The organism is Dickeya sp. Secpp 1600 (assembly GCF_003049805.1).
Taxonomy (GTDB): domain Bacteria; phylum Pseudomonadota; class Gammaproteobacteria; order Enterobacterales; family Enterobacteriaceae; genus Dickeya; species Dickeya fangzhongdai.
This window is the reverse complement of sequence record NZ_CP023484.1, coordinates 4,386,421-4,403,272: the sequence shown is the minus strand read 5'-3', so window position 1 is coordinate 4,403,272 and position 16,852 is coordinate 4,386,421. Positions and strand designations below refer to the sequence as shown.

The 16,852-nt window shown below is 56.5% G+C and carries 14 protein-coding genes and 1 other annotated feature; of the genes, 9 read left to right on the top strand and 5 right to left on the bottom strand.

The features are described from left to right. Window positions 1–116: 116 nt before the first annotated feature. Complete coding sequence (ettA, locus tag CPA59_RS19590) at window positions 117–1,781, bottom strand: energy-dependent translational throttle protein EttA (protein ID WP_038665495.1); 1,665 nt, start codon at window positions 1,779–1,781, stop codon at window positions 117–119. Between the two features lie 455 nt (window positions 1,782–2,236). On the opposite strand from ettA, the gene sltY reads away from it, so the two are divergent. After that, window positions 2,237–4,168 (top strand): murein transglycosylase, encoded by a 1,932-nt coding sequence (sltY, locus tag CPA59_RS19585; protein WP_100850177.1) that lies wholly within the window; start codon window positions 2,237–2,239, stop codon window positions 4,166–4,168. 188 nt (window positions 4,169–4,356) lie between these two features. Beyond that, window positions 4,357–4,689, top strand: a complete 333-nt coding sequence (gene trpR / locus CPA59_RS19580) for a trp operon repressor (RefSeq protein WP_033567439.1) — start codon at window positions 4,357–4,359, stop codon at window positions 4,687–4,689. Between the two features lie 14 nt (window positions 4,690–4,703). On the opposite strand, the gene yjjX is transcribed toward trpR, so the two are convergent. Further along, a complete protein-coding gene (gene yjjX, locus CPA59_RS19575; RefSeq protein WP_038665502.1) occupies window positions 4,704–5,243 on the bottom strand; it encodes an inosine/xanthosine triphosphatase in 540 nt (179 codons plus the stop codon). A gap of 51 nt (window positions 5,244–5,294) precedes the next feature. Between yjjX and gpmB the strand changes: the two genes are divergently transcribed. Next, a complete protein-coding gene (gene gpmB / locus CPA59_RS19570; RefSeq protein WP_038920284.1) occupies window positions 5,295–5,945 on the top strand; it encodes a 2,3-diphosphoglycerate-dependent phosphoglycerate mutase GpmB in 651 nt (216 codons plus the stop codon). Here the strand turns inward: gpmB and robA are convergent. Continuing rightward, a complete protein-coding gene (gene robA / locus CPA59_RS19565; protein ID WP_038920283.1) occupies window positions 5,942–6,808 on the bottom strand; it encodes an MDR efflux pump AcrAB transcriptional activator RobA in 867 nt (288 codons plus the stop codon). The two genes, gpmB and robA, sit on opposite strands and share 4 nt — an antisense overlap. Window positions 6,809–7,013: 205 nt before the next feature. Here robA and creA point away from each other — a divergent pair, with 205 nt between their 5' ends. Then, window positions 7,014–7,487 carry a protein CreA gene (creA, locus tag CPA59_RS19560; protein ID WP_107760495.1) on the top strand — a complete coding sequence of 158 codons (474 nt, stop codon included), beginning with the start codon at window positions 7,014–7,016 and terminating at the stop codon, window positions 7,485–7,487. Window positions 7,488–7,591: 104 nt separating this feature from the next. Here creA and arcA read toward each other — a convergent pair whose 3' ends face one another. Continuing rightward, window positions 7,592–8,308, bottom strand: a complete 717-nt coding sequence (arcA, locus tag CPA59_RS19555) for a two-component system response regulator ArcA (protein ID WP_012768295.1) — start codon at window positions 8,306–8,308, stop codon at window positions 7,592–7,594. A 564-nt stretch (window positions 8,309–8,872) separates the two neighbouring features. On the opposite strand from arcA, the gene CPA59_RS19550 reads away from it, so the two are divergent. The 4 genes from CPA59_RS19550 to thrC all read left to right on the top strand — a co-directional run bounded on the left by CPA59_RS19550 (window position 8,873) and on the right by thrC (window position 14,689). Beyond that, a complete protein-coding gene (locus tag CPA59_RS19550) occupies window positions 8,873–9,574 on the top strand; it encodes a tRNA/rRNA methyltransferase (protein WP_038665508.1) in 702 nt (233 codons plus the stop codon). Window positions 9,575–9,775: 201 nt separating this feature from the next. Then, window positions 9,776–9,895 (top strand) — a sequence feature (Thr leader region). Window positions 9,896–10,007: 112 nt separating this feature from the next. Next, entirely contained in the window at window positions 10,008–12,464 is a 2,457-nt protein-coding gene (gene thrA, locus CPA59_RS19545) for a bifunctional aspartate kinase/homoserine dehydrogenase I (protein WP_107760493.1), read from the top strand. Between the two features lie 2 nt (window positions 12,465–12,466). Continuing rightward, window positions 12,467–13,396: a homoserine kinase gene (thrB, locus tag CPA59_RS19540; protein ID WP_039693202.1), complete on the top strand. Its 930-nt coding sequence runs from the start codon at window positions 12,467–12,469 to the stop codon at window positions 13,394–13,396. 3 nt (window positions 13,397–13,399) lie between these two features. After that, window positions 13,400–14,689 (top strand): threonine synthase, encoded by a 1,290-nt coding sequence (thrC, locus tag CPA59_RS19535; RefSeq protein ID WP_038920279.1) that lies wholly within the window; start codon window positions 13,400–13,402, stop codon window positions 14,687–14,689. A gap of 109 nt (window positions 14,690–14,798) precedes the next feature. Here thrC and yaaA read toward each other — a convergent pair whose 3' ends face one another. Next, the gene (yaaA, locus tag CPA59_RS19530) at window positions 14,799–15,578 is read right to left on the bottom strand and encodes a peroxide stress protein YaaA (RefSeq protein ID WP_107760491.1); all 780 of its coding nucleotides are present in this window, start codon (window positions 15,576–15,578) and stop codon (window positions 14,799–14,801) included. Window positions 15,579–15,881: 303 nt separating this feature from the next. Between yaaA and tal the strand changes: the two genes are divergently transcribed. After that, a complete protein-coding gene (tal, locus tag CPA59_RS19525) occupies window positions 15,882–16,835 on the top strand; it encodes a transaldolase (protein ID WP_038920277.1) in 954 nt (317 codons plus the stop codon). The last annotated feature ends 17 nt before the right edge of the window (window positions 16,836–16,852 follow it).

Below are 16,852 nucleotides of genomic sequence, written 5' to 3'. Positions count from 1 at the left end.
GTCAAAACAGTTACCACCTCTCAGGAGGTGGTTTAACGCTGACAATGATAAAGCCCGCCGGTTGGCGGGCTTTTGCTGTCACGGCGTCTTGACCGTGACAGGTGGCAGACGGACTGTCACGCCATTTTCTTGTACTTGATACGATGCGGCTCCAGCGCTTCCGCACCCAGAGTACGTTTCTTGTACTCTTCGTATTCTGTGAAGTTGCCTTCAAAGAATTCCACCTTACCTTCATCCTGATAGTCGATGATGTGGGTGGCGATACGGTCCAGGAACCAGCGGTCATGGGAAATCACCATGGCGCAACCGGGGAATTCCAGCAGGGCGTTTTCCAGCGCGCGCAGGGTTTCGATATCCAGGTCGTTGGTCGGTTCGTCAAGCAGCAGCATGTTGCCGCCAACCTGCAGTAGTTTTGCCAGGTGTACGCGACCACGTTCGCCGCCGGAGAGTTCCCCGATACGTTTGCCCTGATCGACGCCTTTGAAGTTGAAACGGCCGACATAGGCGCGGCTCGGAATCTCGAAATTGCCGATACGCATGATGTCCTGACCGCCGGAGACTTCTTCCCATACGGTCTTGCTGCCGTCCATCTTGTCGCGGAACTGATCCACCGACGCCAGTTGCACCGTTTCGCCCAGCGAGATCGTGCCGGAGTCCGGTTGTTCCTGAGCGGACAACATACGGAACAGGGTCGATTTACCGGCGCCGTTGGGGCCGATAATCCCGACGATGGAGCCTTTCGGGATGGCGAACGACAGGTTATCAATCAGCACCCGGTCACCGTAGGATTTGGTGAGGTTCTGCACTTCCAGCACTTTGTCGCCAAGGCGCGGGCCAGGCGGAATGAACAGTTCGCTGGTTTCGTTGCGTTTCTGGTATTCGACGCTGTTGAGTTCGTCGAAACGAGCCAGACGCGCTTTGCCTTTGGCCTGACGGCCTTTCGGATTCTGACGCACCCACTCCAGCTCTTTCTCGATGGATTTGCGACGAGCGGCTTCGGTGGAGGCTTCCTGTGCCAGACGCTGGTCTTTCTGTTCCAGCCAGGACGAGTAGTTGCCTTCCCACGGAATCCCTTCGCCGCGGTCCAGCTCCAGAATCCAGCCGGCAACGTTATCGAGGAAGTAACGGTCATGGGTGATGGCAACTACGGTGCCTTCGTAGTCGTGCAGGAAACGCTCCAGCCAGGCGACCGATTCCGCATCCAGGTGGTTGGTGGGTTCGTCGAGCAGCAGCATGTCCGGTTTTTCCAGCAACAGGCGGCAGATTGCGACGCGACGGCGTTCGCCCCCGGAGAGGTTGGCGATTTTCGCTTCCCACGGCGGCAGGCGCAGCGCATCGGCGGCCCGCTCAAGCTGGTTATCAAGGTTGTGGCCGTCGTGGGCCTGAATAATCGATTCCAGCTCGCCCTGTTCTTTCGCCAGCTTGTCGAAGTCGGCATCCGGGTCGGCATAGGCGGCATAGACTTCGTCCAGACGGGTCAGTGCGCGTTTCACTTCGCTGACAGCCTCTTCAACCGCTTCACGGACGGTATGTTCCAGATTTAACTGGGGTTCCTGAGGCAGATAGCCGATTTTGATCCCCGGCTGTGGGCGGGCTTCGCCTTCGATGTCTTTATCAATCCCCGCCATGATGCGCAGCAGGGTGGATTTACCCGCCCCGTTCAGACCCAGCACGCCGATTTTGGCGCCCGGGAAAAAACTGAGGGAAATATTTTTCAGGATATGACGCTTCGGCGGAACAACCTTGCCGACGCGGTGCATGGTGTAAACGTATTGAGCCACGTTGCTCTGAGCCTCTTTCTGTCCAGTTTAGCGTTATGCCATTAAAGCATGGCGCCTGTAGGGGCATGATACCGGAAGCGCGCTGACGCCCCGCCGGCAAAAGGAATTTACTGTTGACGGAGTTTAGCTGTTTTCGCCGCATGATCCCAGCCATCCCGTCATCGTGTTGTTGACTCTGCGAGGTAGCTTCCACCCATGATGGAACCATTGGGACGAATATCAGCCGAAACTGCGGGCGCTCTGGTAAAAGGATGTTAACGCTGCGAATTTCGTTCTGTTTTAAGCTGCTTTCGGCGTATCGTTGCCGGGCAGGATATGCCACACTGATTTAGTTTGAAAAAACCAACGTTAGTCAATGCAATGCAGCCGTCACGGGTATGAACGATGGCCGTGAACATTAATGACGGCGTTCGGCGGTAATGGCGGAAACGATAACGAGTGAGGTCAGGGCAGTTATGTTCAAATTAGGGTATTGGCGATATGTGGCCGCCGCACTGTGTCTCATTGGGGTATCGTGCCAGGCGTTGGCGGATTCTCTGGATGAGCAGCGGCAGCGTTATCAGCAAATAAAGTCCGCGTGGGATAATAACCAGATGGATGTGGTTTCCCAATTAATGCCGACGCTACGTGATTACCCGCTTTACCCTTATCTGGAATACCGAGCGCTGACGCAGGATTTATCGACGGTCAGCGAGGCGCAGGTCAAACAGTTTATGGCTTCGCACCCGACACTGCCTGCGGTGCGTACGCTCAATAACAGCTTTATCAATGAACTGGCTCGTCGTCAGGACTGGAATGGGCTGCTGGTGTTCAGCCCGGAGCAACCCAAGCCGGTCGCCTCTCTCTGCAACTATCTGTATGCCAAAGTCATGGTGGGGCAACCGCAAGGCGTCTGGGAGCAGACCCGCGAAATCTGGCTGACCGGTCGTTCATTGCCGCCGACCTGTGACAAGCTATTCTCTGCCTGGCAGCAGCAAGGCGGATTGACGTCGTTAATGGTTCTTGAACGGATGCGACTGGCGATGGATGCGGGCAGCGCAGGTCTGGTGAATCATCTTTCCAGACAATTGCCGGCAGATTACAAGACCATCACCGATGCGTTGCTGAGATTGCAAAGCAATCCTAAAACGATCGAGCGCTTCGCCCGCTCTGTCGGCCCGACGGATTTTACCCGGAGAGCGGTATTATCGGCGTTCAGCCGCATTGCCCGTCAGGATCCGGATGAGGCGCGGGCATTGCTGCCGCAGTTGATTCGCCTGCAGAAAATGCGCCCGCAGGAACGCCAGAGCATGGAAGATGACATCGCCTGGCGTCTGATGGGCAGCGATACCACCGAGGAGCAGGCGCTCTGGCGTGATGCCGTAATTCTGCGCAGCGCCTCGGCGCCGCTGCTGGAACGACGCGTCCGTATGGCGTTGGGTCAGGGGGATCGGCCCGGGCTGAAGCAGTGGATGGCGCGCTTGCCGGCCGACGTGCAGCAAAAGGATGAGTGGCGCTACTGGCGAGCGATACTGCTGATCGAACAAGGGCAAAAGCAGGAAGGTGAGAACCAACTGCGCGAATTGATGACGATTCGCGGTTTTTACCCGATGGCCGCCGCGCAGAAGCTCAATGTGAACTATCCGCTGACCATTATGATTGCCGCCAAACCGGAGCGCTCGATTGGGCAGTTACCGGAAGTGGCGCGGGTACGCGAGCTGATGTTCTGGGGACTGGAAAGTCTGGCTCGTTCCGAATGGGCGGGACTAGTGGCTAGCCGGGATCGTCCGCAGCAGGAAGCGCTGGCGCGTCTTGCGTTCGAACAGCATTGGTATGACCTGAGTGTTCAGGCCACGATTGTGGCGAAACTCTGGGACAATCTGGAGGAACGCTTCCCGCTGGCATGGAATGACGATTTCCGCCGGGCGACGCAAGGTAAGGGCATCAGCCAGAGTTATGCCATGGCGATTGCCCGTCAGGAAAGCGCCTGGAACCCGCAAGCGCATTCCGCCGTGGGGGCGGCCGGCCTGATGCAACTGATGCCCGCCACCGCGCAGCACACTGCCGAAATGTTTAATATCGCCAGCTATACCAACAGCAGTCAGTTACTGGATCCGCAGATGAATATCCAGCTTGGCACCAGCTATCTGGATTATGTTTATCAATCGTTCGGTCAGAACCGCATTCTGGCATCCGCTGCCTACAACGCCGGGCCATCGCGGGTGAGTAACTGGTTGAAAGACAGCGACGGTCGGATCGACGCCATCGCGTTTGTGGAAAGTATTCCGTTTTCCGAGACGCGGGGATACGTCAAAAATGTACTGGCCTACGACGTTTTCTACCGTAGCCTGATGCAACAGCGCCCGACGACGTTGCTGATGGACAACGAGTGGCAGCGGCGTTACTGACCGTTAGCGGGGATTGCACGATATACGCATTCCCCGCCTTACGCAGGTGAAGAAAAGTCTCATCATGCTGGCAGTCGTTACCTCACGCCCGTCTCGTTAAGGCGGGCGTTTATCCTATTTGTTACGCTTTTTTTCATCATGAAGAGTATGTTATGCTGATGTACTAGTTAAATAGTATGGCGGCCGTTATGACATCACCTTCACTTCATGATCCGGTATTTTCCGAACAAGACGATGAAAACTGGCAGGCGTTTGTCAGCCTGTTCCAACAGGCGATGGCGGAAGGGCTGGAGCAACCGCTGCTGCAACTGCTGTTAACGCCGGATGAGCGAACCGCGCTGGGAACTCGGGTACGTATTATTCAGGAATTGATGCGCGGCGAGATGAGCCAGCGTGAGCTGAAAAATGAGTTGGGTGCGGGCATTGCGACCATCACCCGAGGTTCCAACAGCCTCAAATCCGCCCCGGCCAGGCTGAAAGTCTGGCTGGAGGAGCAATTGCTACCGGAGAAGAAGGGCTAGCGTTCGGGAAGCAATCAAACGGACGGCGCATGAATCGGGTGCTGATAAACCGGATTATGAAACGGCACTAGCGCCAGCAGCAACGCCTGATAATACACGCTGGTTCTGGACAGTTTGCCATCCGTGAATACGCCAATCGCGCCACCCTGACGTTTGATATCCTGAATGCCGGTCAGACGGGCCATTTCATCACCCAGTTCGCGGCCTTCGCCAATTCCCTGCAGAATGCTTTCCGGCAATACCAGACTGGCTGAACGGGATTCGCCGCGGATGACTGCATTTTCAATCACCATCCAGGCGAACGTCATGCTTTCTTCAATGCCGGCTTCCACGCCTACCCAGAAATCAGCTTCCGGACGGACCTGCCGCGCTCTCATCACCCGATTCCTGGCGCCCGTTCGGGTTTCGACGGAACCTAACGGTTGACTGGGAACTCCACTATCTACATCAACCCCTTCGATGCGGCAATTATCCACACCAAAAACGTCGGCAAATGCTAAAGTGATGGCGTTAATCTTGGCCGGGTTGGTCGTAGAAGCGACAACATGGTACATAATGTTTCCCTACCTTGTAGTTAATTTGACGCAGTATAACGGAAAAAAATCATGTTACAGGTATATCTTGTTCGCCATGGTGAAACAGAGTGGAACGTGGCGCGACGCATTCAGGGGCAGTCGGACAGTCCGCTGACCTCGGGTGGCGAGCATCAGGCCCGGCTGGTTGCTGCAAGGGTCAGGAAACTGGGGATTACCCATATTTTTACCAGCGATCTGGGGCGGACCCGCCGCACTGCCGACATTATCTCGCAGGCTTGCGGCGACTGCCCGGTGATCATGGAGCCGGCTTTGAGAGAGCTGAACATGGGCGTGCTGGAGGAAAGGCTGATTGATTCGCTGAGCCTTGAAGAAGAGCGCTGGCGTAAACAGTTGGTGGATGGCACCCGCGATGGCCGTATCCCCAACGGCGAGTCCATGTCGGAATTGGCTCTGCGTATGCAGAGCGTGCTGGCAAAGTGCCTGGCGTTGCCGGAAGGCAGCCGCCCACTGCTGGTGAGTCACGGTATTGCGCTGGGCTGCCTGCTGAGTACGTTGTTGGGATTACCGGCCTGGGCGGAGCGCCGCTTGCGGCTGCGCAACTGTTCATTGTCTCGTGTTGATTATCAACAGAGCCCCTGGCTGGCGCCTGGATGGATAGTAGAAACCGCCGGAGACGTCTCCCATCTTGACGCTCCGGCGTTGGATGAATTGCAGCGTTAACGCTGAATTGGAATCAGGTATTCGCAGCGGATGATTTTGGGCGGTTCAGCTTCTTTGTGGCCTTTGGGGTAAAAGCGTTCAGCATCAAAACCTTTGCGGCGTGTCAGTTTATAAGTCGGCAGGCAGGTGTCGTAGAGGGTGATGATGAAATCCTGCAAATCATCCGCCGGGCCTTCATAAATAAACATGGCATAGTCGCCGCTCGGTAATACCACCGGTTCGCCGGGATGCACGCCCTCCGGAACATGGTGTGGTTCCAGCGCGGTGGTATACAGCACTTCATGTTCATCATCCTTCTCCTTGCTTGGGCGAGAATGATGCAGACCGTACAGCACCGGCGGGACCTGTTTCACTTCTCCCAAATACTGCCGCCAGAAATGGACGCGTATTTCGGTACGAAAACAGGTAATTTGCTCCAGATTACAGGTATAGCTCTGGGTCAGACCAACCAACTGCGTTTCCGGCAAGGTGACGAAGTGCGGTTGCGGCATGGTAAAAGCGCCGAGACGAATCGGTGGGTGGATACCGAAAGTATTCCAGTCATCCGCCCGACGATAGGATGCCGGCGTCTGGGCAAACTGCTTTTTGAACGCCCGGGTGAACGTCTGTTGTGAATCGAAACGGTACTGCAAGGCGATATCAAGAATCGGGCGACTGGTCAGACACAGTGCGACAGCCGCTTTGGTGAGCCGACGGGCACGAATGTATGAACCGATGGCATGACCCGTTACGTCCTTGAACATTCTCTGCAAATGCCACTTGGAATAGCCGGCCTTGGCTGCGACATTATCCAGCGATAAAGGCTGGTCAAGATGACCCTCCAGCCAGTTGAGCAGGTCACGTATGATACTGGCTTGATCCATAGATCGTCCTCATAGAACACACCGAGAGCTAAGCGTATAAGCCCGGCATAATAGCAACTTTTTCCCTGGGGCACTTACCAAGATTTTTGTGCCTGATGAATAAAGAATCTGATTAACATAGGCTGCTAAAGAAATCTATCCGACAAACGGTCTTTGAACCACAGAAACTACGCCATGGCGGCGACAAAGTGAGAGAAAGGCAATGATGAAAAGACGAATTGTGTTGATGGCTGCGGTCCTGCTCTGCGGTGCAACGTCAGTCTGGGCTGAGGAAATCGGATCGGTGGATACGGTCTTTAAGCTGCTGGGACCAGACCACAAAATCATCGTGGAAGCGTTTGACGATCCGGATGTGGCAAACGTGACCTGTTATCTGAGCAGAGCTAAAACCGGCGGCATCAAAGGGGGGCTTGGCCTGGCGGAGGATACATCGGATGCCGCCATTTCCTGTCAGCAAGTGGGGCCGATTACCCTGAGCGATAAGATCACCAGCAGCAAGGGAAAAGGCAGCGTGGTGTTTCAGCAGCGCACGTCGCTGATTTTCAAGAAACTGCAGGTGGTGCGTTTTTACGATGCAAAACGCAATGCGCTGGTTTACCTGACCTATTCCGATCGTATAGTGGAAGGGTCGCCGAAAAACGCGCTCAGCGCGGTGCCGATTCTGCCCTGGAGCAAGTAACGGCGATCTATCCCGGAAATAAACAACATCTCAGAAATAAAAAAGCCGGGGCAGACCCGGCTTTCTACATATTGGATATTGGCGCGTGATGACCGCGCCGGGAATCAGTCTTCCAGATCGCCGCAGAAGCGATAACCTTCGCCGTGAATGGTGGCGATGATTTCCGGCGTATCGGCAGTGGATTCGAAATGTTTGCGGATACGGCGGATGGTGACGTCTACCGTACGGTCATGCGGCTTCAGCTCGCGGCCGGTCATTTTCTTCAGCAGTTCGGCGCGGGACTGGATTTTTCCCGGGTTCTCGCAGAAGTGCAGCATAGCGCGGAATTCGCTGCGCGGCAGTTTGTACTGCTCGCCGTTCGGGCTGACCAGCGAACGACTGTTGATATCCAGCTCCCAACCATTGAAGCGGTAGCTTTCCACCAGACGACGCTCTTCGGTGCCGCCGCCCAGATTCATGGTGCGGGACAGCAGATTGCGTGCGCGGATGGTCAGTTCACGCGGGTTGAACGGCTTGGTGATGTAGTCGTCTGCGCCGATTTCCAGGCCTAGAATCTTGTCGACTTCGTTATCGCGCCCGGTCAGGAACATCAACGCCACGCTTGCCTGCTCGCGCAGTTCACGCGCCAGCAACAAGCCATTTTTGCCCGGCAGGTTAATATCCATAATGACCAGATTGATGTCATGTTCGGACAGGATGTTATGCATCTCGGCGCCGTCGGTGGCTTCGTGAACAACGTATCCCTCGGCCTCAAAAATGCTTTTGAGGGTGTTACGAGTTACCAACTCGTCTTCGACAATAAGAATGTGGGGGGTCTGCATGTTTGCTACCTAAAATTGCCAACTAATATAGAGATTCGAAAGTACAGAAGTCCTGGTTCTCTCGGGCGCTTTGGGAAATCGTGTTCACCGTTTTTTCGCCGACTGACTCAAGTACGTAAATACGTTTTGAAGCACTTGTTTCCACCCGACGCGAGCCTGATAACAGGTGGCGATGAGGTTTTGCAACAGAGCCTATTGTGGCGCACAGTTTAACCTTATTAACAGCAACATAACAGTGAGCACTGATTTCGCCGACTGGCAAATCTACGGTTCCATTGACATATATCAAATTTCATTGTAGCACGTTAGCAATTTGTGGAAAACGCACCACGAATACCGCTATCTATCACAATTTAACATTTTTATATTCACCACGGCATAATAAATGCTGATAGCTGAAGCGTTTCCATTTCCGTCGCGTCATTCGGCGGCGCGTCAATGCGGCTACGATTTCAGGCCATCTGGCGGGATGCGTCAAATCCCGGTAGGGACTTATTTTCCAGCGTAAATCATCGCTACATTTTATTCGTCAGCGCACCTGCCAGGTGCGTGCTGGGAGGTTGTGTGCAGTTTTATATCATTTTGGTGGCGCCCGCCCGGGCCGAAAACGTCGGTGCGGCGGCGCGCGCCATGAAAACCATGGGGTTTGGCCGGTTGCGGATTGTCGACAGCACTGCGCATCTTGAGCCGGCGGCGCGTTGGGTGGCGCATGGCTCCGGCGATATTCTTGATGGGGTCGACGTTTTCCCGACGCTGGCCGACGCGCTGGCGGATGTTGAGTTCACGGTAGCGACCACCGCCCGCAGCCGCGCCCGTTTTCATTACTACTGTGAGCCAGCGCAGTTGCTGAGCGTGCTGGAGGAAAAGCGGCAATGGGTCAGTTCTGCAGCGCTGGTGTTTGGCCGCGAAGATTCCGGGCTGACCAATGAGGAACTGGCGCTGGCGGACATCCTGACCGGCGTGCCGATGGCGGCGGATTATCCGTCATTGAATCTGGGGCAGGCGGTGATGGTGTATTGTTATCAACTAGCGTCGTTGATGCAGGTGACCGCGGCCGAGCCGACGCAGGCTGAGTCCGGACAACTGGCGGCGTTGCGCGAGCGGTTTGCGCGTTTGCTGGTTCGGGTCGGCGCGCAGCAGGACGAAAAACTGCGCGACTGGCTGCAACAGCGGCTCGGATTACTGGAGCAACGTGACAGCGCTATGCTGCATAGGCTGCTGCATGATGTGGAAAAAGCGCTATCGGCAGAAGATCAGGGAAAATGAGGATTCTCTGGCGAATCATCACGACTGGCCGCTTTTTCTGAATCATTGTTTGGGTTTTTTGTTTTTCCATAGTGACTTTATCCGCCGTCACCGGCGTAAAGTGGAGGGAGGAATGAAGAAATCCGTTGACTTAGCAGGGCGATTGCCCTAACTAATAGGGCAGATAATTTTTCGCTCTACGAGAACGTTACGCAATGCATCACATCAGCCTGGTTACCACCACCATTATTATTACCACCGGTACGACGAGTAACGGTGCGGGCTGACGCGTACAGATGAATCCAGAAAAAGCCCGCACTTCACAGTGCGGGCTTTTTTTTTACCGTTATCGCGGGCTTATTGCTGCCCGCCAACCTTATAAGGCCGTTGCAAATGGCTTTCAAAAACGCTCCCGGCGTTTTTGGCAACTGAAAATTCAGGAGAACAGACAAAAATGCGAGTGTTGAAATTTGGCGGGACCTCGGTAGCCAACGCAGAACGATTTGCGCGTGTTGCCGATATCATCGAAAGCAATGCACGTCAGGGACAGGTCGCTACGGTGCTGTCGGCACCGGCGAAGATCACCAATCACTTGGTGGCCATGATTGAAAAAACCGTGGCTAAACAGGATATCCAGCCAAATATCACCGAAGCGGAAGTCATTTTTGCCGATTTGCTGCAGGGACTGGCGCAATCCCAGCCTGGTTTTGCCTATGACCGGCTGAAAGCGCGGGTGGACGAAGAGTTTTCCCAGCTCAAACAGGTGCTGCATGGCATCGCTTTGCTGGGGCAGTGCCCGGACAGCGTTAACGCCGCTATCATTTGTCGTGGTGAAAAGCTGTCCATCGCCATCATGGAAGCCGTATTTCAGGCGCGCGGCTATCAGGTATCGATCATCGACCCGGTGCGCAGCCTGCTGGCGCAGGGCCATTATCTGGAATCCACGGTAGATATCGCTGAATCCACCCGCCGCATTGATGAGCAGGCGATCCCCGCTGACCATGTGATCCTGATGGCGGGCTTTACCGCCGGCAATGATAAAGGCGAACTGGTGGTGCTTGGCCGCAACGGCTCTGACTATTCGGCGGCGGTGCTGGCCGCGTGTCTGCGGGCCGACTGTTGTGAGATCTGGACTGACGTCGACGGCGTGTACACCTGTGACCCGCGTCAGGTGCCGGATGCGCGGTTGCTGAAGTCGATGTCCTATCAGGAAGCGATGGAATTGTCCTACTTCGGCGCCAAAGTTCTCCACCCCCGCACTATCGCCCCCATCGCCCAGTTCCAGATTCCCTGCCTTATCAAGAATACCGAAAATCCCCAGGCGCCCGGCACGCTGATCGGTCTGGAAAGCAACGATAACCAGTATCCGGTCAAAGGCATCACCAACCTGAACAATATGGCGATGATCAACGTTTCCGGCCCTGGTATGAAAGGGATGGTCGGGATGGCGGCGCGCGTGTTCGCCGCCATGTCCCGCGCCGGTATCTCGGTGGTGCTTATCACCCAGTCCTCTTCCGAGTACAGCATCAGTTTCTGCGTGTCTCAGAGTGAGTTGCCGCGCGCGCGCAAAACGCTGGAAGACGAATTCTATCTGGAACTGAAAGAAGGCGTACTGGAGCCGCTGGACGTGGTGCAACGGCTGGCGATCATTTCCGTGGTGGGCGACGGTATGCGTACGCTGCGCGGCCTGTCGGCCCGTCTGTTCACCGCGCTGGCCAGCGCCAACATCAATATCGTAGCGATTGCCCAGGGCTCGTCCGAGCGCTCGATTTCGGTGGTGGTGAACAATGACGTAGCGACCACCGGCGTGCGGGTGGCGCATCAGATGCTGTTCAACACCAATCAGGCGCTGGACGTGTTCGTGATTGGCGTCGGCGGCGTCGGCGGCGCATTGCTGGAGCAGATTCAGCGCCAGCAGCCGTGGCTGAAACAAAAACACATCGACGTGCGGGTATGCGGCATCGCCAATTCCAAAGCGATGCTGACCAACGTGCACGGTATTCCAATGGATCGCTGGCGCGACGAGCTGGCGCGGGCGCGTGAACCGTTTAGCCCGGCTGCGCTCAGCCGTCTGGTGAAAGAGTATCACTTGCTGAACCCGGTCATCATCGACTGTACCTCCAGTCAGGCGGTTGCCGATCAATACGCCGATTTCCTGGCGAACGGCTTCCATGTCGTCACGCCTAACAAGAAAGCCAACACGGGCACGCTGCGTTATTACCACCAGTTGCGTCAGGCGGCGGCCAAATCCCGTCGCAAGTTCCTGTACGACACCAACGTCGGCGCCGGTCTGCCGGTGATCGAGAACCTGCAGAACCTGCTGAACGCCGGCGATGAGCTGATTCGCTTCAACGGTATTCTGTCCGGTTCGCTGTCCTTTATCTTCGGCAAGCTGGATGAAGGCATGTCGCTGTCCGCCGCCACGCTGCTGGCGAAAGAAAAAGGCTTTACCGAGCCGGATCCGCGCGACGATCTGTCCGGTATGGACGTGGCGCGCAAGTTGTTGATTCTGGCGCGTGAAGCGGGTTATGAACTGGAGCTTGAAGACATTCGGGTCGATTCCGTGCTGCCGCCGGAATACGCGCAGGGCGATGTCGCCAGCTTCCTGGCGCGCCTGCCGGAGCTGGACGCCGAATTCGCCCGTCGGGTTGAAGCGGCGCGGGCGGAAGGTAAAGTGTTACGCTACGTCGGTAAGATCGACGACGGCAAGTGCCAGGTGACGATCAGCGCGGTGGGCGGCAACGATCCGCTGTTCAAGGTGAAGGACGGCGAGAACGCGCTGGCGTTTTACAGCCGTTATTACCAGCCGCTGCCGCTGGTGTTGCGGGGTTACGGGGCGGGCAATGATGTGACGGCGGCCGGGGTGTTTGCAGACCTGTTGCGTACGCTGTCGTGGAAGGTGGGAGTGTGAGAATGGTGAAGATTTATGCCCCGGCATCCATCGGGAATGTGAGCGTGGGGTTTGACGTGCTGGGCGCGGCGGTATCGCCGGTGGACGGCACCCTGCTGGGCGATTGCGTAACCGTGCGGGAAGCCGAACTGTTCAGCCTGCACAACGAAGGGCGTTTTGTCAGCAAGCTGCCGGACAACCCGAAAGAAAACATCGTTTATCAGTGCTGGGAACGTTTCTGTCAGGAAATCGGCAAGACCGTGCCGGTGGCCATGACGCTGGAAAAAAACATGCCGATCGGTTCCGGGCTGGGGTCCAGCGCCTGTTCGGTGGTAGCCGGCCTGATGGCGATGAACGAATTCTGCGGCAAACCGCTGGACGACACCCGCCTGCTGACGCTGATGGGCGAACTGGAAGGGCGCATTTCCGGCAGCGTGCATTACGACAACGTGGCGCCGTGCTTCCTGGGCGGTATTCAACTGATGGTGGAAGAGATGGGCATCGTCAGTCAGCCGGTGCCGGGATTTGACGACTGGTTGTGGGTGATGGCCTATCCGGGCATCAAGGTGTCCACGGCTGAAGCGCGGGCGATCCTGCCGGCGCAGTATCGTCGTCAAGATTGCATCAGCCACGGCCGCTATCTGGCGGGCTTTATCCACGCCTGCCATACCGGCCAGGCGGCGCTGGCGGCGACCCTGATGAAAGATGTCATCGCCGAGCCTTACCGCACGCGTCTGTTGCCCGGCTTTGCCGAAGCGCGTCAGGCGGCCAACGAGTTGGGCGCGCTGGCCTGCGGTATTTCCGGTTCCGGGCCGACGCTGTTCTCCGTGTGCAACAACATGGGCTCGGCAGAGCGTCTGGCAAGCTGGCTGCGGGAAAACTATCTGCAGAACGACGAAGGTTTTGTTCATATTTGCCGTCTGGATACCGCAGGCGCGCGACAATTGGGATAACGCATGAAACTGTACAATCTGAAAGATCACAATGAACAGGTGAATTTCGCCGAAGCGATCCGCAAAGGGCTGGGGAGCAATCAGGGCCTGTTTTTCCCGCTGGAGCTGCCGGAATTCGACCGCACGGCGATTGATGAACTGCTGGAACAGGATTTTGTCACCCGCAGCAGCCGCATTCTGTCGGCGTTCATTGGCGATGAGATGTCCGATGAAACCGTCTACCAGCGCGTTAAAGCGGCTTTCCGCTTCCCGGCGCCGGTAGTGCCGGTGAGCGAAGACATCGCCGCGCTGGAGCTGTTTCACGGCCCGACGCTGGCATTCAAGGACTTCGGCGGCCGCCTGATGGCGCAGATGCTGGCGGAAGTCGCGGGCGATCAGCAGATCACGATCCTGACCGCCACCTCGGGCGATACCGGCGCGGCGGTTGCGCATGCGTTCTACGGCCTGAAGAACGTGCGGGTGGTGATCCTGTATCCGAACGGCAAGATCAGTCCGTTGCAGGAAAAACTGTTCTGTACGCTGGGCGGCAACATTCACACTATCGCCGTCGACAGCGATTTCGATGCCTGTCAGGCGCTGGTGAAGCAGGCGTTTGATGATGAAGAGCTGAAACGTGCGATAGGGCTGAATTCCGCCAACTCCATCAACATCAGCCGTCTGCTGGCGCAGATCAGCTACTATTTCGAAGCGGTGGCGCAGTTGCCGCAGGAAGCTCGCAATCAACTGGTGATATCGGTACCGAGCGGCAACTTCGGCGACCTGACCGCCGGCCTGCTGGCGAAATCGCTGGGCCTGCCGGTGAAACGCTTTATCGCCGCCACCAACGCCAACGACACGGTGCCGCGTTTTCTGCAAAGCGGCGCCTGGCAGCCGAATCCGACCGTGGCGACGTTGTCCAATGCGATGGACGTGAGCCAGCCGAACAACTGGCCGCGTGTGGAAGAGCTGTTCCGCCGCAAGAACTGGCAACTGAAAGAGCTGGCGTTCGGCGCGGTGAGCGATGAGACCACCAAAGCCACCATGCTGGAACTGGCGGCGCTGGGCTACACGTCCGAGCCGCACGCGGCGATCGCTTACCGTCTGCTGCGCGATCAGTTGCAGCCGGGCGAATACGGCCTGTTCCTGGGCACCGCCCATCCGGCGAAGTTCAAGGAGAGCGTCGAGGCGATTCTCGCTAAGACATTGCCGCTGCCGGCGGCGCTGGCCGAACGCGCCGATTTGGCGCTGCTGTCGCACCACTTCGCGCCGGACTTCGCGCAGCTGCGTCAATTCCTGATGGAACTGCCGCGCTAATTCTGCAACGTATTACTCCTGCAACGTATTACTTCTGCACGTATTACGGCCGGAAAGGGGGAAACCGCTTTCCGGCCGTGTTCGTTTATGGAGCGGATAACCCGTTTTGTCAGGCGTCGCGTTCGCGGCGCTTGAAGATCAGTTCGTCTGCCGAGGAATTGGCGGCGTCAAAGTAATAGCCTTCGCTGTCAAAGTTTTTCAGTTGCTCCGGCGTGGTCAGGCGGTTCTGAATGATGAAGCGGCTCATCAGGCCGCGCGCTTTCTTGGCGTAGAAGCTGATCACCTTAAACTTGCCATTCTTCTCATCGAGAAAGACCGGTTTTATCAGCCGCGCCTTGAGTCTGGCCGGTTTGACGGATTTGAAGTATTCGTCGGACGCCAGATTGATCAGAATATTGTCGTTCTGCGCTTTCAGCGCCTGATTGAGCGTGTCGGTGATGGTATCGCCCCAGAACTGATACAGGTCGTTGCCCGCGTCGTTTTTCAGCCGGATACCCATTTCCAGCCGGTAAGGCTGCATCAGGTCCAGCGGCCGCAGCACGCCGTACAGGCCGGACAGAATACGCAGATGCTGCTGGGCGAAATCGAAATCCGCCTCGTTGAAATCCTCCGCCGCCAGCCCGGTGTAGACATCGCCTTTGAACGCCAGCAACGCCTGACGCGCGTTATCCAGCGAAAATTCCGGGTGCCATTCCTGAAAACGGGCTGCATTCAGGTCCGCCAGCTTATCGCTGATACCCATCAGCGAGGCGATATTCGCCGGGGTCAGCTGTTTGCAATGCCGCATCAACTGCTGGGAATACTCCAGCAGAGCGGGTTGCGTGTAGCGTTGCGTGGGCAGCGGGCTGGTGTAATCCAGCGTTTTGGCAGGTGAAAGGGTGATCAGCATAAACGTATCCCGTTGGTGTCTTGAATGGCCTTACTGTAGCAAAAGCCGGTAAAAAAGGGGCGATGGCTGTGACAGGCGTGATAAATCAGCGTGGTTTAGGCTCTCGTGTGATTTTTCATCAAAAACAGGGGTAAAAGAAAAATGAATGATGTTTATTCTATTGATTTTTAATTGAAAAAAGGTGTTGTTTCCTGCGTGCGGTTTTTTTCTGGTCCGCTTGCGCGGGCTTGGGCGCGTGTTATTATCAGGCTCTGGCGACAGTTCCTGCCACCAGTTCATGCACAAACAATGAGAAAGGCCAACATGACGGATAAACTGACTTCCCTACGCCAATTCACCACTGTGGTGGCGGATACCGGCGATATCGCGGCAATGAAGCTTTACCAGCCGCAGGACGCCACCACCAACCCTTCCCTGATTCTGAATGCCGCGCAAATCCCGGAATACCGTGCGCTGATTGATGACGCTGTGGCCTGGGCCCGCGCGCAGAGCGACAAACGCGAGCAGCAGGTTGTCGATGCGACGGACAAACTGGCGGTTAATATCGGTCTGGAAATTCTCAAGTTGATTCCGGGGCGCATCTCCACCGAAGTGGACGCCCGTCTTTCCTATGACACCGCAGCCAGCGTCGCCAAAGCGAAACGCCTGATCAAGCTGTACAACGATGCCGGCATCAGCAACGACCGTATCCTGATCAAACTGGCGTCCACCTGGCAGGGGATCTGCGCCGCCGAGCAGCTGGAAAAAGAAGGCATCAACTGTAACCTGACCCTGCTGTTCTCGTTTGCTCAGGCGCGTGCCTGCGCCGAAGCGGGCGTGTTCCTGATTTCCCCGTTTGTGGGCCGTATTCTGGACTGGTACAAAGCCAACAGCGACAAGAAAGAGTTTGCGCCGCACGAAGATCCGGGCGTCATCTCCGTTACCGACATCTATAAATATTACAAACAGCACGGTTATGAAACGGTAGTGATGGGCGCCAGCTTCCGCAATGTCGGCGAGATTCTGGAACTGGCTGGTTGCGATCGCCTGACCATTGCGCCGGCGCTGCTCAAAGAACTGGCGGAAAGCCAGGGCGACGTGGCACACAAACTGTCTTACAGCGGTGAGGTGAAAGCGCGTCCGGCCAGACTGACCGAGTCCGAATTCTACTGGCAGCACAATCAGGATCCGATGGCGGTGGACAAACTGGCCGACGGTATCCGTAAGTTTGCGGTAGACCAGGAAAAACTGGAAAAAATGATCGCCGCGCTGTTGTAAGACGCGACGTCTTTTTC